This window comes from Solibacillus sp. FSL H8-0523 (genome assembly GCF_038051985.1).
Taxonomy (GTDB): domain Bacteria; phylum Bacillota; class Bacilli; order Bacillales_A; family Planococcaceae; genus Solibacillus.
On the sequence record NZ_CP150291.1, the window covers coordinates 2,939,048 to 2,960,564 of the forward strand.

General features: G+C 38.6%; 15 protein-coding genes and 1 other annotated feature. Of the genes, 1 reads left to right on the plus strand and 14 read right to left on the minus strand.

What is annotated here, in order from left to right; genetic code table 11:
- Positions 1-31: 31 nt before the first annotated feature.
- The 4 genes from NSQ62_RS14735 to NSQ62_RS14750 form a co-directional block, all read right to left on the minus strand.
- On the minus strand, positions 32-1,720 hold the full coding sequence (locus NSQ62_RS14735) for a GGDEF domain-containing protein (protein WP_341320891.1): 1,689 nt from the start codon (positions 1,718-1,720) through the stop codon (positions 32-34).
- A 75-nt stretch (positions 1,721-1,795) separates the two neighbouring features.
- Positions 1,796-3,046, minus strand: coding sequence for a folylpolyglutamate synthase/dihydrofolate synthase family protein (locus tag NSQ62_RS14740; protein WP_341320892.1), 1,251 nt, complete (start codon positions 3,044-3,046; stop codon positions 1,796-1,798).
- A complete protein-coding gene (locus tag NSQ62_RS14745; protein WP_341320893.1) occupies positions 3,047-4,312 on the minus strand; it encodes a folylpolyglutamate synthase/dihydrofolate synthase family protein in 1,266 nt (421 codons plus the stop codon).
- A gap of 97 nt (positions 4,313-4,409) precedes the next feature.
- Positions 4,410-7,052 carry a valine--tRNA ligase gene (locus tag NSQ62_RS14750; protein WP_341320894.1) on the minus strand — a complete coding sequence of 881 codons (2,643 nt, stop codon included), beginning with the start codon at positions 7,050-7,052 and terminating at the stop codon, positions 4,410-4,412.
- A gap of 176 nt (positions 7,053-7,228) precedes the next feature.
- Positions 7,229-7,610, minus strand: a binding site (T-box leader).
- Between the two features lie 105 nt (positions 7,611-7,715).
- Between NSQ62_RS14750 and NSQ62_RS14755 the strand changes: the two genes are divergently transcribed.
- Positions 7,716-7,907: a hypothetical protein gene (locus tag NSQ62_RS14755; protein ID WP_341320895.1), complete on the plus strand. Its 192-nt coding sequence runs from the start codon at positions 7,716-7,718 to the stop codon at positions 7,905-7,907.
- Positions 7,908-7,971: 64 nt separating this feature from the next.
- Here NSQ62_RS14755 and NSQ62_RS14760 read toward each other — a convergent pair whose 3' ends face one another.
- The 10 genes from NSQ62_RS14760 to NSQ62_RS14805 all read right to left on the minus strand — a co-directional run bounded on the left by NSQ62_RS14760 (position 7,972) and on the right by NSQ62_RS14805 (position 21,516).
- On the minus strand, positions 7,972-8,595 hold the full coding sequence (locus NSQ62_RS14760; protein ID WP_341320896.1) for an alanine racemase: 624 nt from the start codon (positions 8,593-8,595) through the stop codon (positions 7,972-7,974).
- 57 nt (positions 8,596-8,652) lie between these two features.
- Entirely contained in the window at positions 8,653-9,942 is a 1,290-nt protein-coding gene (gene hemL, locus NSQ62_RS14765; RefSeq protein ID WP_341320897.1) for a glutamate-1-semialdehyde 2,1-aminomutase, read from the minus strand.
- Between the two features lies 1 nt (position 9,943).
- On the minus strand, positions 9,944-10,924 hold the full coding sequence (gene hemB / locus NSQ62_RS14770) for a porphobilinogen synthase (protein WP_341320898.1): 981 nt from the start codon (positions 10,922-10,924) through the stop codon (positions 9,944-9,946).
- On the minus strand, positions 10,921-11,658 hold the full coding sequence (locus NSQ62_RS14775; protein ID WP_341320899.1) for a uroporphyrinogen-III synthase: 738 nt from the start codon (positions 11,656-11,658) through the stop codon (positions 10,921-10,923). Before NSQ62_RS14775 ends, hemB begins: the two co-directional genes overlap by 4 nt.
- Complete coding sequence (gene hemC, locus NSQ62_RS14780; RefSeq protein ID WP_341320900.1) at positions 11,648-12,580, minus strand: hydroxymethylbilane synthase; 933 nt, start codon at positions 12,578-12,580, stop codon at positions 11,648-11,650. Before hemC ends, NSQ62_RS14775 begins: the two co-directional genes overlap by 11 nt.
- Before the next feature lie 84 nt (positions 12,581-12,664).
- The gene (ccsA, locus tag NSQ62_RS14785; protein ID WP_341320901.1) at positions 12,665-13,492 is read right to left on the minus strand and encodes a cytochrome c biogenesis protein CcsA; all 828 of its coding nucleotides are present in this window, start codon (positions 13,490-13,492) and stop codon (positions 12,665-12,667) included.
- Between the two features lie 211 nt (positions 13,493-13,703).
- Entirely contained in the window at positions 13,704-15,059 is a 1,356-nt protein-coding gene (gene hemA / locus NSQ62_RS14790; RefSeq protein ID WP_341320902.1) for a glutamyl-tRNA reductase, read from the minus strand.
- 220 nt (positions 15,060-15,279) lie between these two features.
- Entirely contained in the window at positions 15,280-18,258 is a 2,979-nt protein-coding gene (locus NSQ62_RS14795; protein WP_341320903.1) for a vWA domain-containing protein, read from the minus strand.
- Positions 18,259-18,270: 12 nt separating this feature from the next.
- On the minus strand, positions 18,271-19,725 hold the full coding sequence (locus NSQ62_RS14800; RefSeq protein ID WP_341320904.1) for an S-layer homology domain-containing protein: 1,455 nt from the start codon (positions 19,723-19,725) through the stop codon (positions 18,271-18,273).
- A 93-nt stretch (positions 19,726-19,818) separates the two neighbouring features.
- Positions 19,819-21,516 carry a phosphate ABC transporter ATPase gene (locus NSQ62_RS14805; RefSeq protein ID WP_341320905.1) on the minus strand — a complete coding sequence of 566 codons (1,698 nt, stop codon included), beginning with the start codon at positions 21,514-21,516 and terminating at the stop codon, positions 19,819-19,821.
- Between the last annotated feature and the right edge of the window lies 1 nt (position 21,517).

Sequence of the window (21,517 nt, forward strand, 5' to 3'; positions counted from 1 at the left end):
CTCGTCGAAAAAATTTATCGCATTTTTTGCGTTAATATGACAAGGACTCTTTAAACACGGCTACGCGGTTCCTACCTGCCTGTTTTGCCCCTACGTATAACGCTTTATCCGCAAAGCTAATCAAATCCAAACTATTGTCTGTATGTTCTGGAATACTAGCCACACCTATTGAAACCGTAATCTGAACGGTTTCTTGCTTTTTCATTTGCTGCTCCAACACAAATACTTGGAATGATAATTGCTCAATCCTTTGTCGATAGTGCTCGGCAATTTTCACCGCTTCATTAGACGAGATATTTGGTAGCAATACAACAAATTCTTCTCCACCGTAGCGTGCTAATACATAGCGCTCATCTACAAGTGTTCGTAAGCCCGTCGCGAATTCTTTCAGTATGAGATTACCATTTTCATGACCATAAATATCATTTAATCGCTTAAAATGATCAATATCCAAAATAATTGTCGAAATACAAGCCAATTTTCCTTGTTGTAGTTGCAACTCCATGTCTTGTAAACGTTCTGTTAAATAGCCATAATTGTATAAACCCGTAAGTGCACAGCGCTCACTTTTATACATTATTGCATCCATATCATTCATTTGTTGTAGGGCATTTTGATAAGCAGTTACGAGTAATTTGCATAACTCAATTTGCCCTTTTTCAAACGCAAAACACTTTTCACTTTCTAATACAAGCATACTAGGTTGATCCGTATCACTAATAGGTAGTGCTAACAATGATTCAATTTTTTCATCATCGTCAAAGGTCGCTTTTATTTGGGAATACGCACGTTTTTCGACATAACGAATACGATTTTCTGCAAATATATGCTGCAACATTTCATACTGACAACGTTTAACATAGTTCCTTTGTAATTGATCGTTTTTAAATATAAAACCCATTTCTACTTCGCGAACAATTGAGATCTGTTTTGCTCCTGTCACAACTTGAACTTTTCGCAAAAATTCCTTTGTCAGCTGTTGCTGAGTTTCGTATTCGTTATATTTCAACTGCAAATCTACAATATTTTCAAGGGTTTTGGACTTTTGCTTTGTTTCATCATAATTACGCGAAATACTCGCGACCATTAAATAGCAAAGTAACGCACCAATCAAAGAAATTTGTCCGTACATTTCAATAGAGGCATATAGCACCGTCCCTAATAAAATAAACACTACTCCATATAGTAATTCCGTAAGAGCAAGTTCTTTTTTTGCCAGAGAAACGGCCGACTTTTTTTGAATTAACATAAAAATCAAGCCACTAAACACTAAAAAGATGCTATAAAATAAGCCATTCACAAATATCATCTGTAAAAAAGACTGTTCTACAAATTCAAAACCTAACATCACCATTACATAATAAGACAAAAATGGGCCAACAAAAAACACAAAAGCATATACTGGATAATGGGTGTAATTCCCTTCTTTTGTCCGACTAAAAAATAAAAAAATCATAATTGCTAATTGATAAAATAGTAGCATCGCCATAGGTCCATACAAGTAAAGCAATGGAATGACAAGCCAATAAACATGCATTCGCTTAACATTATTTATCTTTATTGGATAACAGGCGGCTATCATTGTTACAAACGTAAAATCTAAAATCGTTAATATATCCATGTTACTTACTGATGTTATATTCATCACAAATACAAGAGTAACTACACCAGCAAGCAGATATATAATATTTCGCCTACTTTTTTCTAGATTGCTAAACATATTTTCCCCCATTAGAATCCCTCAAACTAATACCATAGTATCAAAAAAGGAAATACCTGTCATCTTAGTCCCCCGTTAAAGTTGAAGCTTTTGTCTAATCTCACTCAGTAAATAAAGGGACCCTGTTACAATTCGAATTTTCCCTAATTCAACCGGCTGACGTAAAAAAGCACCTACATTTGCTAACATCACCTTATGTTGTGCATGACTTTTTTTCATTAATAGCTGTGCAGGCATTGCACGTGGGTTATGAATATCCACAAAATAAAAGACATCGCTCACTTGCTCAAGTTGCTGTAAAATCGTTCCTACATCTTTGTCTGCCAATAAGCCAATGACAAATTCGATTGTTTGATCAGGAAACTGCTGCTGAATGGTTTGGACGAGCATGTCGATGCTTGCTGGATTATGTGCGCCGTCGAAATAAACATTTGGTAACACCTCTTCAAAACGCCCTGCTAACTGTGCTTGCATAACAGCTTGTTGAATTTTTTCAGGATGCAAAGGTTGGTCGAAAAATTCCAGTACATGTAAAAATGCCGTAATTGCTAACGCCATATTTTTCCCTTGATGCGGTCCTTTAAATTGACGTGTTAACTGTTCAAGTTTCACATGACGTTCGAGATTAGTATACGTTTCACCATGCTGCTCTTCTATGATAAAAAACGTCTCACCGTACGTTTCAAGATGTGCTTGCTTGTGCTTCGCCTCTTGTTCAAAAACCGGCTGCACTTGCTCTGGCATTTCACCTAATACAACAGGACGTTCCTTTTTAATAATCCCGGCTTTATGCGCAGCAATACTTTCTAACGTCGTACCTAAAAAATTCGTATGCTCAAGTGCGATGCTTGTAATAATCGAAACGATTGGTTGTACCACATTTGTGCTATCCATACGTCCCCCCATGCCCGCTTCAAGTAACACTAAATCCACTTGCTGCTGCTTGAAAAATAACAGCGCCACTACCGTTAATAGCTCAAAATCAGTAAGTTTGCCACTTAAGCCTGCATCACGAAGCTGTTTAAAAATTATATCCAGTTGCTGTGGTTCCATCGCAAGCCCGTTGATTTGAATTTGGTCGTGAACATCAACAACGCACGGCGACATAAATTTCCCTACGGATAGATCATACGCACGTGCCATCGCCTCCACAAAGGTTAAGGTAGAGCCTTTACCATTCGTCCCAGCAAAGTGCACCACCTTAAGCTCGCGTTGTGGATTACCGAGAACATCCAGTGCGTGTTCGATGGAAGCAAGGCCGGGTTTAATCGCCGTATCACTCACAACCTGCCAGCGTTCTTTATATACATCTAATAACGGAATCATTTACAACCACCCTTTATGCACAAAATAGCCACGCACTTCTGCGATAAAATACAGAGAACCGGTAATGACAAGCACGTCTCGATCGGATAACTCGGACATTTTTTGCTCCACTAGAGTCGTCCAATCCGCATGTGCAGATTTGTTTCCATGTGTGCTTTGTTCCAATAACTGCTGTGCGGTTGCCGCTCGTGGTAATGCAATTTGTGTGAAATGTATTTCTGAAGCGACTTGATCCATTAGCCCAATGCTCACACCATGGTCCTTATCTTGTAATGCCGCGTAAACAAAGACATAATTTTTATCAGGTACAACTTGCTGCAACGTTTCAATTAATGCTGTAGTCCCTTCTGAATTATGCGCACCGTCTAATACGATGTTGTCACGCACCCATTCAAAGCGCCCTTCCCATTTGGCATGTTTTAGCGCATCACGCAGCTTCACTTCATCTAGCGCACCTAAAAATAGCTGTGTTGTCGTAATAGCAAGGGCTGCGTTGGCAATTTGATGCTCGCCAAACATGGCAAGCTCGACATTCGCTAGCCTTATTTCCCCTGTATAATCAAATTGCGTCGTATGTGAATTTACGAAAAACTGCTCATTTAATGCGTAAATTGGCGCTGTTAACTTTTGCGCTGTTTCTTTAATAACGCTAAGGGCTTTCTCATTTTTCACACCAATCACGACTGGTTTTCCCGTTTTAATAATCCCGGCTTTTTCAGCTGCAATTTGAGCATACGTATCTCCTAGCATATCGGTATGCTCAAGAGAAATTGTCGTAATGACGGACACTTCCGGCACAATCACGTTCGTTGAATCTAACCGCCCACCAATACCTGTTTCAAGTAACGCCACATCCAATGCTTTTTCAGAAAAATAAATAAGTGCGAGTAATGTCATAAATTCAAAAAAGCTCGGGAATTTACCATCAAGTTTATTAACAACTACTTCGGCTAACTTGTTTGCAATGCGTAAAAAATCCTCATCCGAAATTTGCTGTTTATTAATCGTCACACGCTCATTGGCACGTTCTAAATGCGGTGAAATAAATGCGCCTACCGTTAAACCATGTGCCATTAAAATTTCACGTGTTGCATTTAATGTAGAACCCTTACCATTTGAACCGGCAAAATGAATGAACTTTGTTTTCTGCTGTGGATTGCCAAGTGCTGCTAAAATGATCTTCGCTGACTCTAATGGTTCCCCTTTATACTGACTCGCCTTTAAGCGAAAAATAAAGTCTGTGCATTCTTCCATTGATTGAAACATATTCTCTCTCCCTAACGATAACTATGTAATAGCTCCTATTATAACGGACTATGCAAAAAAGAGGCACCGAAAATTCGGTACCTCCACTTAATGAAGTTTACATTGCTTTTAATTCTGCAATACGTTTTTCAACAGTTGAATATTTTGCTTCGTAGTCTGCAAGCTTTTCACGCTCTACCGCTACTAACGCTTCCGGTGCTTTTGAAACGAAACGCTCGTTTGATAATTTACCAGAAACTAATTTTACTTCTTTTGCCCATTTTTCAAGCTCTTTTTCAAGACGGACAATTTCTTCATTAATATTGATTAAACCAGCAAGTGGCATGAAGATTTCCGCGCCTGAAATAACTGCTGACATCGCTTGTGCTGGTGCTTCAATTGCCGCACCAATCGTTAAGCCGTCTGGGTTACAGAATTTCTCGATATAGCCTTTGTTCGCTTCAAGTACTGATGCTGTTGCAGCGTCTTTTGCTGAAATCGTCATCGCTACTTTTTTACTCATTGGCGTATTTACTTCTGCACGGATATTACGAACCGAACGGATTAAGTCCATTAATAATTGCATGTCGCCAGCTTCTGCTTTGAAGTTAAATGCAGGGTTTACAGTTGGCCAAGCCGCTACTGTAATTGATTCGCCTTCATGCGGTAAATGCTGCCAAATTTCTTCTGTTACGAATGGCATTAATGGGTGTAATAAACGCATTGTGTTATCTAATACGTATGCTAATACTGAACGCGTTGTTAATTTCGCTGCTTCGTCTTCACCGTATAATGGTAATTTCGCCATTTCGATGTACCAAGAACAGAAATCATCCCAAATGAAGTTGTATAATTCACGGCCAACTTCACCGAATTCGTATTTATCAGATAAGGCTGTTACGCGCTCAATTGTTTCGTTTAAGCGTGTTAAAATCCATTTGTCCGCAGTAGAAAGGTCGCCTGTTAAATCGATTTGCTCGAATGTTAAGCCTTCCATGTTCATTAATGCGAAACGAGATGCGTTCCAAATTTTGTTTACAAAGTTCCAAGTCGATTCAACTTTTTCTGTTGAGTAACGTAAGTCTTGACCTGGAGAAGAACCTGTCGCTAAGAAGTAACGTAATGAATCGGCACCATACTCTGCGATTACTTCCATTGGGTCAACACCGTTACCTAATGACTTCGACATTTTACGGCCTTCTGCATCACGTACTAAACCATGGATTAATACGTCTTCAAATGGACGCTTGCCTGTGAATTCTTTCCCTTGGAAAATCATACGGCTTACCCAGAAGAAGATGATGTCATAACCCGTTACAAGTGTACTTGTTGGATAATAACGCTTGAATAGCTCTGCTTCCTCGTTTGGCCAATCCATTGTTGAAAACGGCCATAATGCAGAAGAGAACCACGTATCAAGTACGTCTTCGTCTTGTGTCCAGTTTTCTTTATCTGCAGGTGCATCTTTCCCTACGTATAATTCACCAGTTTCATTGTGGTACCAAGCTGGAATTTGGTGACCCCACCATAATTGACGAGAAATACACCAGTCATGAATGTTTTCCATCCAGCGGTTGTATGTGTTTTCGAAACGGTTTGGTACGAAGTTTACTTTTTCCGCTTCATCTTTTTGCATTTCTAATGCTTGTTCAGCAAGTGGTCCCATTTTTACGAACCATTGTTTTGACAAGTAAGGCTCTACTACTGCGTTCGTACGCTCAGAGTGACCTACTTGGTGTACGTGTGGTTCGATTTCAACAAGCACGCCGGCTTCTTGTAAATCCACAACAATTTGTTTACGGCATTCGAAACGATCCATGCCAGCATATTTACCAGCTAAATCATTCATTGAACCATCTTCGTTCATTACTAAAATACGCTCTAAGTTATGGCGATTACCTACTTCAAAGTCGTTCGGGTCATGTGCTGGTGTCATTTTTACAACACCTGTACCGAAGTCTTTATCTACATAGTCATCTGCTACGATTGGAATTTCGCGGCCTACGATTGGTAAAATAACCGTTTTACCTACTAAGTGTGCATAGCGCTCATCTTCAGGGTGTACAGCTACACCAGAGTCACCCAGCATTGTTTCTGGACGTGTTGTCGCTACGCGTAATACGCCCGAACCATCTGCAAGTGGGTATTCCATATGGTAGAATGCGCCTTCTACTTCTTTGTGAATAACTTCAATGTCAGAAAGAGCTGTTTTTGCAGCTGGATCCCAGTTAATAATGCGCTCACCACGGTAAATTAAGCCTTTTTCGTATAATGTTACGAATACTTCATTTACAGCTTTGTTTAAGCCTTCATCTAATGTGAAGCGCTCTTTTGAGTAGTCTAAGGCTAAGCCTAATTTCGACCATTGTGCACGAATGTGAGAAGCGTATTCTTCTTTCCATTCCCATGTTTTTTCTAAGAATTTTTCACGGCCTAAATCATAGCGAGAAACGCCTTCACTGCGTAATTTTTCTTCTACCTTTGCTTGTGTGGCAATCCCTGCATGGTCCATACCTGGTAACCATAATGCATCATAGCCTTGCATGCGTTTCATACGGATTAACATATCTTGTAATGTTGTATCCCAAGCGTGACCAAGGTGTAATTTACCTGTTACGTTTGGTGGTGGAATTACGATAGAATAAGGCTCTTTATCGCTTGTTGGGTCTGCTTCAAAAAATTTACCGTTTAACCACCATTCATAGCGGCCGGCTTCTGTTGACTGTGGATCATACTTTGTTGGCATTGTTAATTCAGTCATGTGTCTCTCTCCTTTAAAATGAATTCAACTTAAATCAAATTCGCCTTGGCGTATTTGCCTCCAGTTTTTTCGAGGTAACTCGAAAAGTTCCTTTAAAAAACTGTGACATCTGCCAGAGGCTTGTTTTAGCGCGTTTGTAAATATGCGCTAAAACACAAAAAACTCCCGTCGTCTAAAAAAAGGACGAGGGAGTTAAGTCGCGGTACCACCTTTAATTCCGTTTGGATTTAGTAAAGCGCTCGCATACGTCGTCACTTGCTTCACTCGTCCACTCGTGAACTACATGTTCAACTCGTGTCTTCGCTCAGCTACGTTCCTCGTCTGACAAGCGCTTTCTTTAAATCCAAATCATTTAAATAAGCGCTCGCATATGCGTGCGTTCCTATGCCCAATCGGCACTTCATTCGATAACGGTGTTTAACCGGAACTTAGCTACTCATGGTTCACTAAGTCAGCTCCTAGGCTACCTTCTGTAAATGCTATGTAGAAACTTTTCAGCTACCGTTTCCTCTCTAGTACATCGCAGGATTACATACTCTTCCTATTCAACGCTTCAAATATATAGTTGGTCTTTATTTTATGATGTTTTACATGAAATATCAAGTGCTGTGTTTACACATGTTCATTTGACCGAACATATACTGTACAAAAGGAGTTTTTTTGTTGCGAAGAAATTATAATCCCTACCTATTACCCCCATGGCTTCGGAAATTTCGCTTTTTAATGCGGCAGTGTATTCTCCCGTTAACGATTTTCCAGGCAATCCGAACAATTTTTCTCCCGACAACCGGTGATATTATTTTGTTGTTTATCCTCATTTTATTTAGTTATCTATTATTAACAGATTTCATTTGAACTTTTCTCTAATAAAACGTTAAAAAGGCAATAAAGATTCGACTTCATCTTTATTGCCCTTTCATTATTTACGCGCTGTATTAAGGTGTACTTGTACAACACTATATGCTTCTGCTAGCTGCTCTAAAAAATCAACCTCTTCACTTGAAAGCTGCGGCGTTTCTTCGATGAGTGTTTTCACATATTCTAGTGGCTCTTTTGCTGGTGATTCTTCCTTTATTGCCTCTGTAACCGGCACCTCTTCGATGATTACTTCTGATTTCTTCTCTTCTTGAACCGGTTCCACTTCTTGAACGAGCGTTTTTTTCTCTACATCACAGCGTACATCCCAACTACATACGCATTGCCCCGCTTCATTAATTTCAACCGAGGATTTCAATACGTTTACAGCGACATTTTCTATATCGTCATTCGGTAAATCAATTGAAAACGGCATAGCGTACTCAAAATAAGCCTCATCCTTTTCAATGTCTACATGCTCAATGAACGTGCCTTCTTGAGCAGATGCGTCACGTTCCTTAAAATCAAATTGCATATTACCCTTTAACACGTATACGCCTTTTATGACGATGGAATCCTCTTTATTTTCACTGTGCCAATTCGGTTCAACCTTAATAACAGAGCCCTGTTGGACGGTACCGAAATGAGCTGGGAAACATAATACTTCTTGCATTTGCCAATTTTGCATAAAAAAATCCCCTCCCTACGCTTTACGATATGCGTAGAAAGGGAATTTATGAACATTTTAGCGTGCTAACTTCTCAAATACGTTATGGAAGGCTGCTACTGTTTTTGCAATATGCTCTTCCGTATGAGCAGTTGAGATAAACAAACCTTCAAATTGTGATGGTGGTAAGAAGACACCTTCCTCAGCCATTAATTTAAAGTATTCAGCGAATAATACTAAATCAGATGTTTTCGCTGATTCGAAGTCTACTACGTCTTCATTTGTGAAGAAGAAGCCAATCATCGAGCCTGCACGGTTGACTGTATGCGGAATATTGAATTTCGTTGCAGCTGCGCGGAAACCTTCTTCTAATTGATCACCAAGTTTTTGGAAATATTCATAAGAAGCCGGTGTTAATTGCTCTAATGTCGCGCGGCCTGCCGTCATTGCAAGTGGGTTTCCTGACAGTGTACCTGCTTGATAAATCGGACCAGCTGGCGCGATTTGCTCCATAATTTCACGTTTACCTGCAAATGCACCAACTGGTAAACCACCACCGATTACTTTACCTAGCGTTGTTAAGTCCGGTGTTACACCGTAATAACCTTGTGCACAGCCGTAGTCTACACGGAAGCCCGTCATTACTTCGTCGAAAATTAATACTGTACCATATTGTTCCGTTAACGCGCGTAAGCCTGTTAAAAACTCTGGCTTTGGTGGGACAACGCCCATGTTCCCAGCTACCGGCTCTACAATAACAGCCGCTAATTCTGAACCAAATTTTTCGAATACGATTTTCGTTGCTTCTAAATCGTTATAAGCAACGGTTAACGTGTTTTTCGCGATATCTGCTGGAACCCCTGGAGAATCTGGTAAGCCTAGTGTAGCGACACCAGAACCTGCTTTAATTAATAATGAATCGCCGTGTCCATGATAAGAACCTTCGAATTTCAAAATTTTATCGCGACCTGTATACCCGCGCGCTAAACGTAAAGCTGACATTGTTGCCTCTGTACCAGAAGAAACGAAACGGATCATTTCAATACCAGGTACGCGGTCCATTACTAATTTGGCTAATTCATTTTCAGAAAGAGACGGCGCACCAAATGAAGTTGCTTTTGCCGCTTGCTCTTGAATCGCTTGTACTACTTTTGGCTCTGAGTGACCTAAAATAAGCGGCCCCCAAGATAATACATAATCGATATACTCGTTGCCATCGATATCGGTAATGATTGCCCCTTTACCTGAATCCATGAAAATTGGATCTAAGTTGACTGATTTGAATGCACGAACTGGTGAGTTTACACCACCTGGCATTAAGTCAATTGCTTCAGTGAATGCTGCTTTTGATTTTTCGTAACTACGCATCTTATTTTTCCCCCAACCAACGACATACGTCTTTTGCATGATAAGTAATAATTAAGTCTGAACCTGCACGCTTCATACCTAGTAATGTTTCCATTACGACTGATTTTTCATCAATCCATCCATTTTGTGCAGCCGCTTTTACCATTGAATATTCACCTGAAACGTTATACGCAACAACTGGTAATGTGAAGTTGTTTTTCACATCACGGATAATATCCATATATGCTAAAGCTGGTTTTACGATTAAGAAATCTGCGCCCTCTTCTACATCAGAAGTTGCTTCTCGGATTGCTTCCATACGGTTTGATGGATCCATTTGATATGTTTTACGGTCCCCGAATTTCGGTGCACCCTCTGCCGCTTCACGGAATGGACCATAGTAGCTAGACGCGTATTTTACCGCATAAGACATGACTGGAATATGCTCAAAACCAGCAGCATCTAAACCAGCACGAATCGCTGTTACAAAGCCGTCCATCATATTTGATGGTGCAATAATATCAGCGCCCGCCTCAGCTTGAGAAATCGCTGTTTGTGCTAATAAATTTAAAGATGGGTCATTTAAAATTTGCTCATTTTCAACAACGCCACAGTGACCATGGTCTGTAAATTCACATAAACATGTATCAGCAATAACTAATAGCTCTGGGTGGCGTTCTTTAATCAGACGCGTTGCCTGTTGAACAATACCGTGATTGTTGTAAGCACCCGTTCCAACTGCATCCTTCTCAGCCGGAATCCCGAATAAAAGGACCGCGCGAATGCCTAAGTCGGCGATTTCATCCACTTCAGCACCTAAATTATCTAATGATAATTGGAACACACCCGGCATTGAGCTTACTTCATTTTTAATATTTTCACCTTCAATGATGAATAACGGGTAAATTAAATCTTCTTTGTGTAAGTAGGTTTCTTTTACTAATGCACGCATCGCGGACGTTTGACGTAGGCGACGATGACGTTGGAAATAAAGTTCTGTCATGATGATTCCTCCATGATAAGCTGCTCGATGACAGCTTGCATCGTATAGATTTTCGGTTGCACAATCGGTATAACACCGTATTTCTGTAATGCGGCTGTTGTAATATGACCAATCGATGCATATTTCGCCTGTTCCCACGCGGCATCAGGTACGATCTTTTGTGCGTACAACTCTACCGCCGAGGGACTTGCGAAAATGACGATTGGGTTTGGTTCATTTAGAACGCATGCTTTTAAATCCTCTACATATTGCTCACACGGCTTTGTTTCATATACCGTCCATTCATCAGCGCCTGTACCATCATGAATGGTGCTTTTCGCCAGCGAGCCACGTATAAATAACGCACGCTCATTTGCTTCAAGCTCAAATTCCTGTATAAACACATCTGCGCTATAAATCGTCGGCATAAAATCAATCGAAATTCCGTGTTGATTCAGTAAAGCGGCTGTCTTTTCACCGACAGCCGCAATTTTTATATGGTTTGGTAAAGTTCCTTCAGAGCGTTCGAGCTTATTCACAAAAAACTTCACTGCATTTTGACTTGTGAAAATCAGCCAAGCATACGTCTTAAGATTACGTAAGTAAGTTTGCTCTTCTTTTGTCACTTTTTCAACTGTTTCGATTAACGGATAGCAAAAAACTTTGCCACCATGCTGTGTGATTAGTTCTTTAACAGACATGACTACACGTGAACCCGTTAAAATAATCGATTTTGTAGCCAGTCTACTCAGCATCTAGCTCAGCCTTTACTTTTTGAATCAAATCAAAGGCACCCTGCTCTGTTAATTTTGCTGCAACTTGTTTCCCTAACGCGTCCGCATCTGTACCCGTTAGTGTTTCTTTGTAGCTCACAGATGCATCTGGTGCAGCCACTAAGCCTGTTAGTGTAATGGTTTCCCCATCAACCGTCGCATAGCCTGCGATTGGCACCTGACAACCGCCATCCATTGCTGCTAAGAACGAACGCTCTGCATGCGCCGTTTGCCACGTAGTAGCATCGGTTAATTTCGCTAACTCCGATAGTAACTCCGCATCATTCGCGCGACACTCAATTCCTAGTGAACCTTGTGCTACAGCTGGTAAGCAAATATCTGTATCTAAATATTCTGTTACGACATCGTCACTCCAACCAAGGCGCTTTAAGCCTGCTGCCGCTAAAATTATCGCATCATAATCTTCTGTTTCAAGCTTATTTAAACGTGTATCTACATTTCCACGAATCCACTTAATCTCAAGGTCAGGACGTACAGCAAGTAACTGAGCAGAACGGCGTAAAGAACTAGTGCCTACGACTGCACCTTGTGGCAATTCAGCAAATTTCACATTGCCTTTTGAAATAAACGCATCACGCGCATCTTCACGAGGTGGGATACAGCCAATCACTAAACCTTCTGGCAGTACAGCTGGCATATCCTTCATTGAATGCACAGCAAAGTCGATTTCTTTATCGAAAAGTGCTTGCTCGATTTCTTTTACGAATAAGCCTTTACCCCCAACTTTAGAAAGCTGCACGTCTAAAATACGGTCACCTTTTGTGACGATTTCTTTAATTTCAAATTCAAACGGTACACCCGCTGCTTTTAATTCATTAATAAACCAATTCGTTTGTGTTAATGCTAATTTACTTTTACGTGAACCTACAATAATTTTTCTCAAGTTACTCCGACCTTTCTGTTATACCTCAGCAAAATTGTGTATGAATTCGGCATGTGCAAATTCAGGACAATCCGCTGAAAGAAGTTATACCCATAGATGGAAATTCGATAGCTTGCTGCCGAGAAAGAAATTCACGACAACGAGTAAAAATAAATAAATATGTACGCGCGCATACGTCGTACCAAGTAATGTGCCTTTACGGTGTAATAAGAAAATGATTAAATACACAACCGACACAATAAATGAACCCATAATCTTCACATCAAAAATTGATACTTCTTCTATTGTTAAAAATGCCCACTCTAGCCCTAAAATTAAACTAATTAATAGTAGTGGTACCCCAACAATCGTTGAATAATTAATCCAGCTTAATGTTTGCTGTAAATTTGGTAACCTTGACCATAAATTATTCAATTTCTTTTGCTTCAACAAGCGGTACAAGATTAAATATAAGAGCGCAAAAATAAATGCGACAGAAAACGCAGCATACGATAAAATCGCAAAACTTATATGAATCATTAGCATTTCTGAAATGAGTGATTCCCCGACAATTTGTTGTGCCGATTGCGGTGAAAATAAATGAATCGTCACAAAAATAAAGCTCAATACATTGATAAAAAACACCGGCAAATCAACACGAACGATGCAATGTAAAACAATCGACAACATCGTGAGAAGCCACGCATATATAAAGACGCCTTCATACAGAGACAATATCGGGAAGCGTTTTGTTTCCAATATAAAGAGCATTAAAAATACCGTTTGTAAAACCCATACAATTGAAACAATCCAAAATGCCACGCGTCTACATTTCACATTTTTATATAAGTAATCAATAAAATATAGCACGATACTGAGCGCATAAAGAATAATCATGAGCTCATATAATCTTGCCATCACAACTTCGGTCATATTATGCACTATCCCCTATATAAAATTTGCTCTAATCATCATTTATTGATACGGCAAACATTAAGCAAACCTCGCGTTTATTCGCCTATAACACTAAATGAAAAAAGCGCTTTCGCTATCTATAAGTTTACCATATAGATACGAAAACGCTTATGTTTTATTTGAAGAAAGTCTGTCAATAAGGCCTAGTTTCTATTGGCGAAGCGACCAATCAATAAGATAAACGTGGCTCTAAATTTGCATTTTGAGGCTGTTCATCTTGCTGCGCTTTTTGTTGCATTTGATTTACTTCACGCTCAACATCTTCTTCGATTCCGAAGATTTGTTGGAACAATTGAAGTTGTGCCGCAGCATCATTCGAATTAGCTAATTCTTTCGCCTGTAAAATCGGATTTTTCAACAGCTGATTAATAATCGACTTCGTATGCTTATTTAAAATTTTACGTTCGCGTTCTGTTAACTCTGGCATTTTATTTTCAATACTTAGCATTGTTTCCTCTTGGATCGATGCCGCTTTTTTACGTAATGCGGAAATGACCGGAACAACACCTAATGTTTTAAACCATTCTTTAAATTCCACAATTTCATCTTGAATCATCGCCACAATGTCATTCGCAGCACGTTCACGCTCTGCTAAGTTGGCTTGTACAATTCCTTGCAGGTCATCGATATCATAAAGGAAAATATTTGGTACATCGCTAATTTTCGGATCTAAATCACGTGGGACCGCAATATCGACCATAAATAGCGGGTCACCTTTACGGAACTTTGCAACGTCCTTCATTAGCTCATAATCAATCACGTACTCTGTCGCACCTGTAGAACTAATTAAAATATCGGCTTCAAGTAACGTACATTGTAATTCTGTCATACCCTTTGCATCGCCATCAAACTTTGATGCTAAGTTTTGAGCTTTTTCAAATGTACGGTTAATTACCGTTACTTTTCCAACACCGTTCCCATGAAGATTTTGAATCGCGAGTTCACCCATTTTACCAGCACCTAAAATCGCGACATGCTTGTTTTTTAATGAACCGAAAATCTTTTTTGCTAATTCAACCGCTGCATATGAAACCGATACAGCGTTTTCCCCAATCGCCGTTTCACTATGAGCGCGCTTTGCAAACGTCACAGCTTGTTTAAATAAATGATTATAGACGGTGCCCGTTGTCCCTAACTCTTGTCCTTGTAAAAAGCTTTTTTTCACTTGACCTAAAATTTGCGTCTCACCTAACACCATCGAGTCAATTCCTGCTGTTACACGGAATAAATGATCTAATGATGCATCCTCTTCTCGAATGAATAAATGATCCTCAAATTGTTCCATCGGGATGTTAAACCAGTTTGCTAAAAACTGTTTAATATAATAACGACCTGTATGCAATTGATCCACGACCGCATAAATTTCTGTACGGTTACATGTAGAAATAATTACATTTTCTAATATGCTTTTTTGATTTTGTAGCGCTTCCATCGCATTCGGAATATCAGATTCGATAAATGATAATTTCTCACGGATTTCGACTGGCGCTGTTTTATAATTCAAGCCTACTACCAATGTATGCATGAATCCCCCACACCTCACACGTTCAAATTGACAAATTTTATTGTAACATAATTACAGCATGTTTCACTTCGATATTGTGAACATGCTATGAAATAAATATGACGACCTAAATTAGAATTATTCTAAAGTAAGTTTAACAAAGTTCCGTTAACAATTCAATGCGTTTGGCTTAGAAAAAGGTTCCGCCAACATAATTATTACTGGCGGAACCTCATTTTTTTTACATATTATGAATTTTCATTGCAATGACATTTCCGTCCGCGTTTAATGCTTGGAATTCAACCTCTGTAAATAGATCGAATTCTGGGAACTCATACAAGTTCGGTCGATGCATATAACGCGATGAACCACGTGCCGGTAAATCGTATTGCGTATTACCACTTGTTGTGTAGAAAATAACACGAACACCTTTTACTTCTGTACAGCTTGTATTCACATCTGCAATAATCGTCACTTTTTCTGTCTCAATTCGTACATCTGTATTATTAAACAGTGTATCCCCAACTAAGCAACTATTATTACTTACTGGTGTTTTACATAAAATCGAATTAATAATCGATTGTAACGCACCGTGTAAATTTTCGATTTCTAAAATATTTTGATACGTGCCTTTCGTTTCAGAGGCAATATCTTTTAACAACTTTTCATTGACTTGCTTATACGAGCCTACAGAAACGGTATGAATCACAATGCCGCGTTGCTTCGCTGTACGTAACACATCATCTAAACCACTCGTATTAGAATAACCATCTGTAATTAAGATAATCGCTTTGTTCGTATATTCGTTCGTTGTAAAGTTATTTAGCGCAGTTTTTAACGATGTTACAATGTTTGTTCCGCCCCCACGTTTTTGATTTAACAAGCTATCCATTTGAGCAATTTCTTCTGCCTTATCCGTCACCTCATGGATTGCTTTTGTGTTAAATCGATATACATGTGTTGGGTCTGCTTGTAATTGTGCGGCTGTTTGCTTCACCTTATCTTTTGTAAAGTTTACTGGATCACGACCATTCATCGAACCTGAATGGTCAACTACAAACATAACCTCTGATTCTACTGAACATAAATTGTTCTCAAAACGTTGATTCGCAAAAATCTTTTTCGTAATTGTTTGCCCTTTTAATGATCCAATTACTTTATCGTAACGAGCATCTAGATCCACTAAACGAACCTTTACATCCGATTTACCATAAACAATATCATCAAAGTAAACAACTGCTGAGCCTGGGCTACCTGTTCCTTTATTGTAGTCCTTTGTATTCGTATTAAATGATACGACACGAGTTTTACCGTTATATGTTACTTCTACTGTACCGCGGTAATCAGTAATAATATAACCACTTGGCGCTACTAGATTGACAATAATCTTTGTATAACGGTCCATACCTTCTGGACGCTCTTGCAATTCTTTCCCTTTTAGTAATACTTCAATTTTTGAAATGGCCCCTTGTAATTTACCAATTAATTCAGGACGCTCTTTTTGTAAAATGTTTTTATCCATTAAACTTAATCGATCATACATTGCTTGAATGACTCTAATTGTATCTTCATGTGCTAATGTAATGCCATCTGAATTCGGGACAAACTCATTATTATCTAATAGATAAATAATAACTGCATGAATCATAGAATCATATTTTGCTGTATATTCATCACTAATGACGCCTTGTAAATCGTAAGAAGCACGCCCCTCACTATTGATTGTATAGGTCACCTTTGCTGAACCTAAGCCCCCCCATGATGAATCATTTTCAGGGCCCTCAATCATGTAAGTTAAAATTTGTTCGAATAATTGTACAGAAATGATTTGTCCGTGTAATTTCAACTCAGCATTGCCGTATTGAATTTCATCAGAAGTGACGTCACCTTGAGTTAACGTCCCTTGTTGATTTGTATACATTTCCCATTTTGTACCTGTCATTAATTTCTCATCGACATCGAAACTTTCTATATCAATTGTACCATTTGGCGTAAATGGAACTGTTACTGTATTTACCAGACCACTAGGTAATGCGGGTAATGGCTTAATACCCGGGTCAACGTTACCACTGTTCCATTCGGTTTGCTCTGGATCATATACTTCATACGTCACACGTAGCTCTGCTTTTGGTATGTAACGAACAGAGGCTTCAATCACTTGATTTTTATAGGTGTGATATTTTTCCGTCGGGTTCACCATTTCAAAGCGAATCGTATCTACTAACGATTTAGATGATGCTGGTGCTGTGACAAATACATTTAAGTGCGGACCATCCGTATACACAGTTGTTGCTTCTTTACCTGTACTTGTATTTGTATCCGAAACTTTTGCACCTGCCACCGATGTCACTTTAAACGCTAATGACTCCTCATACGAAATATCATTCCCATAGCTATCTCGTAAATCAATCGAAATGAGTGTTGAATCGACTCCATTGGCAATCAACTCTTCATTTGCTACAGAAATACTTTTTACAGCTTTATAGATATCTGGTCGTGTTTGTTTATCATTTGTACTTTGCCCAGGTGTTGTTGGAATATTTACTGTGCTATTTTTAGATGTAACAAAATTTGTTGGTAACGTAATTTTGTTATTGTCTTTTCCTGCAGCAGTAGTTGCTAAGCCTTCAATTTCAAGCTTACCTTGGTTATGAATACGATACATAAAAATCGCAAAGTCTCCACGTTTTAATGTATTATTCGGCACATAATCTTCATATGTTTTCTTGCCCGTTGTCCCAACTGTAATATCATTCATGTACAAATAACGTACAGCTTGAATTTCCGATAAGTCTAAACCGCTTGCTGCTGCATAAATACGTGCAAACTGACCACGTGATAATGTAGCTGAACGTTTACTTTTGTTTGTTACACCGTACAGTGGGATATTTAAATTGCCGTAGTAATTATAGTAAAAATCATTTTGGTTTGTATCCATTGTTGAAAGATCAAATTGGAAGTTTTGATCTAGTTTAGAAAATGCCTTTATTAATTCTAATTCCGAAACAGCATCACTTGGTTGAAATTTATTACCTGGCTTAATTTCTAAATAGTTGTTATCGATAACCCATTTGATTGCAGTATATTTCGCATTTGTTGTCGGAATATCCGCAATTTTTGTATTAGCCGCTTCAACTGGTGAAGCACTAAATGGCAACATTAACGAAAGAATGAGAACGCTTGATAAAACAAGCGCCATATAACGCTTTAGTTTTTTCATAAAAGTACCTCCCTAGTTGAAGAACAGAATATTGTCACGATAGTTTTCTTTTAAGTCTGCTTCTAAATAGCGTAAGAAGCGTTCAATAATTGCAGCTGATTCTGCACGTGTTAACTTCCCTCTTGGATCGAATGTGTTATTGTCTTTTCCTTCTAAGAGACCGATTTCTGTTGCAACATACACTGAATCACGTGCGTAGTCTGAAATTTTCTTGTCATCCTTATAATGGGTAGCAAAATTTGGATCTGGTGCTTTTTGTTCAAGACCCAATGCACGCACCATAATTGTTGCAGCTTGCTCACGTGTTAAAAAGCTATCTGGTTCAAACGTTTCAAGGGTAATTCCTTTAATAACGCCTTTATTCACAGCTGCTACCAGATAATTGTGATCTTTGACTGTACGTTTTACATCTTTAAAAATCGTCTTTGTTGGTGTTTTTTTCTTCGTATTCTCTAATACACGAATGTCAATTGCTTTACCAATTGCAATTGCAAAATCATAGCGCTCAGCTGGCGTATTCGGAGAGAAGAAATTCGATTCGTCATCTAAAATACCTAAAGAATATAACTTTTCAATTTCCTCACGTGCCCAACTTGATGAAAGGTCACGGAATTTCGGGATTTTTAGCATTTCGATTAATGGCATATACGCAATATCAATCGCTACTTTCCCACTAGCATTCGGTAAATCAAATTCATACTCTGACAATGTATCGGCTGAGCTAATTGTTTTATAGTTCCCATCAAAACTCGATAAACTCGCTTCGCTTTCGTTGTACTCTAATGTGCGTGATTTAGCCGTAGAAACTTTATTTTTAACAATGCCTACCGTTCCATTAGCAAAATGAATTTCGATTTCGTTTGTTTGGGTTTCCGTAGCACCCCAGAAGTTTTCATAACCTTCGTCACGACTATCAATATGCACGGTAATTGTTTGCGTTGTCGATGATTTCCCTCTACCGCCTTCAGCTGATACAACTGAATACGTTTTTCGTGCAATCGCATTGCCTGCATAATAGTCAGAAGCTGGACGTTTGTCTGTAACAGTACTATCTGAAAGCTGATAATCTAACAGCGTAAACGTCTGTGAACCAATCGTTACTTTTTCTGTGAATTTTGTAACTGTTCCCGTTGCTGTGCTTTGCCCAATTTGTTCATAATTTGTTACATCATATGTATAGGCAAAATTTCGCGATAATTTTTCACCATTAGGACCTGTCAGCGTTAATTTATAGGTTTCTGTAAGCTTGCCTTTACTTTCCTTCGTGGTTACAGTAACTGCCTTATTCGTTCCAGTGAATTTAACCGGTTGGCCTGTCAAGAAAAAGTATTCTTCATATTCATACTCATTTTTTATGCCACCTGAAAAATCAATCGATTGAGCTGAACCTTTAAGTGGTACTGCTAGTAACAGCATCAACACAAACGAACTGCTTAACAGAAACAAAAGCTTAAACTTCTTGTTCACGCATACTTCCCTCATTTCATATAAATACATAGATTATTGCTACTCATGAAATAATGATTGGCATGAAGGGTGTATACCTTCATGCCAGATACTTTATTCATTTACCATTAATACATATACGTTTGATGTTGAACTAGCTATTGCAGTAATATGATCTGTTGCTTTCACGTCATTAATAGTGATAACTTTACCGTTTTTCACAATCATCGCTTTCGATACATCAATCGATAACGCACCATAGCGTGAGCTCCAGCTACCATCTCTATTCCATTGGCTACTATCTTTTATCGATATTTTTTGTGTACTATAGTTCACCGAGTCAACGCGTCCTGTTAACGTTAATGTTGCAAGTTTTTCACCAGGAACAAAGTGAATCCCTTGAATATGACCATCATTTACATAAAAATACCCGTAATACGGATTTGGTGAGTTTGAATAGCTATCATATAAATCTAAATCAAGCTCAGGAATTACTTTGAATTTTGAAGAACGGTCGATTTCTGAAGCAATAGTTGAATTACTAAATGCAAACGGTGTAATTGTGCTATTCGAATTCCAGAAATGATTATTAAAGTGTTCTAAATTTGATAATTCCACCTGATAAGCACCTACATCAGCTACATCAATACGACCAAAGTATAGGTCATATTTTGATAAGTTTGGAGCAATAAATGCATCATTTGAAATGTTTACAACATGAGCATACTCACTTTTCGTTGCACCATCCGTTAATACAAATGCCGTAGTAGCAATTGGCGATTGATTTGAACCTAATGAAATTAACCCCTCCGGCTCTACTAGACGCCCATTACGAATTAAAATCGAACCTTTATGATATTGAATTTTTAATGTATTACGTAATGTCAACGTGTTGACATTTAACGATACACGATCAATAGGTTGATAGTACGTTCGTTCATTTTTAGCTAAGACAATCATTTTATCTACGACTTCTTTGCTAAATTGTTTTTTCGTTACAAAATAAATTTCACTATTTTTATAGTTCTTTAACTGTGCCTTTGAAATTTTTTTATTGCCTACATAAATCGAAGTCTTATTTGTAAATGTATATGTCTTTTGCGCTGTTGTCGTATCTGTGCCAAAGCGCCAATTCAATAATGGGTGTATATTTTTAACAACCATTGAATTTTTCGTAGTGTTAACTGAATTCACGTTTGCCTTATATAATTCTTCAACTAATGCCGCTGAACTAATAATATAAATTTCGGCTATACGAGACGTTTTTGCCGTTGCAAACTTTAAGCGCACACGGTCACCAACATAAATTGCACTCACATCAACAGATCCGTTATTTTTGAACACTTCTGTACTACTTGAAATCGAATAATTCTTTGCAGAAGAGCCATCCACCTTCACTTGAAGTTGTAAGCCGTTCGGATCTACCGATGTAACCGTACCTGTTAATTGCTTTGTATTTGCAACAATTGAGCCATCCTCAACATTTGTTAAAGCTCGCATTTCTTTGATTTTATTAAGTTTTGTCGTTATTGTAACGGTCATCCCGTTTTTAAAGCCTTCAATCGTTGTTAACGTATTATTAATGTAAAACTGGTTTGTATTGGCTACTTGGAATGTACCTAATGTACCACTATTATTTTTCAATGTGATCGATTTTAGCGTACGTGTCACCGTACCATCTTTTGCTTCAGTTTCTGTATATTGTGCGCTTACAAAAGTATATGTAGTTGCTGCCTCAGCTGTCTTTCCCATTGGAAAAATTGCTAAAACAACCATAATTGCCAATAACGCTATTGCCCATTTCTTTAGCAAC

Bases quoted from the DNA above. Each gene is read 5' to 3' on its own strand.
- NSQ62_RS14735 (WP_341320891.1), bottom strand. From the start codon at position 1,720: ATGTTTAGCAATCTAGAAAAAAGTAGGCGAAATATTATATATCTGCTT.
- NSQ62_RS14740 (WP_341320892.1), bottom strand. From the start codon at position 3,046: ATGATTCCGTTATTAGATGTATATAAAGAACGCTGGCAGGTTGTGAGT.
- NSQ62_RS14745 (WP_341320893.1), bottom strand. From the start codon at position 4,312: ATGTTTCAATCAATGGAAGAATGCACAGACTTTATTTTTCGCTTAAAG.
- NSQ62_RS14750 (WP_341320894.1), bottom strand. From the start codon at position 7,052: ATGACTGAATTAACAATGCCAACAAAGTATGATCCACAGTCAACAGAA.
- NSQ62_RS14760 (WP_341320896.1), bottom strand. From the start codon at position 8,595: ATGCAAAATTGGCAAATGCAAGAAGTATTATGTTTCCCAGCTCATTTC.
- hemL (WP_341320897.1), bottom strand. From the start codon at position 9,942: ATGCGTAGTTACGAAAAATCAAAAGCAGCATTCACTGAAGCAATTGAC.
- hemB (WP_341320898.1), bottom strand. From the start codon at position 10,924: ATGACAGAACTTTATTTCCAACGTCATCGTCGCCTACGTCAAACGTCC.
- NSQ62_RS14775 (WP_341320899.1), bottom strand. From the start codon at position 11,658: ATGCTGAGTAGACTGGCTACAAAATCGATTATTTTAACGGGTTCACGT.
- ccsA (WP_341320901.1), bottom strand. From the start codon at position 13,492: ATGACCGAAGTTGTGATGGCAAGATTATATGAGCTCATGATTATTCTT.
- hemA (WP_341320902.1), bottom strand. From the start codon at position 15,059: ATGCATACATTGGTAGTAGGCTTGAATTATAAAACAGCGCCAGTCGAA.
- NSQ62_RS14795 (WP_341320903.1), bottom strand. From the start codon at position 18,258: ATGAAAAAACTAAAGCGTTATATGGCGCTTGTTTTATCAAGCGTTCTC.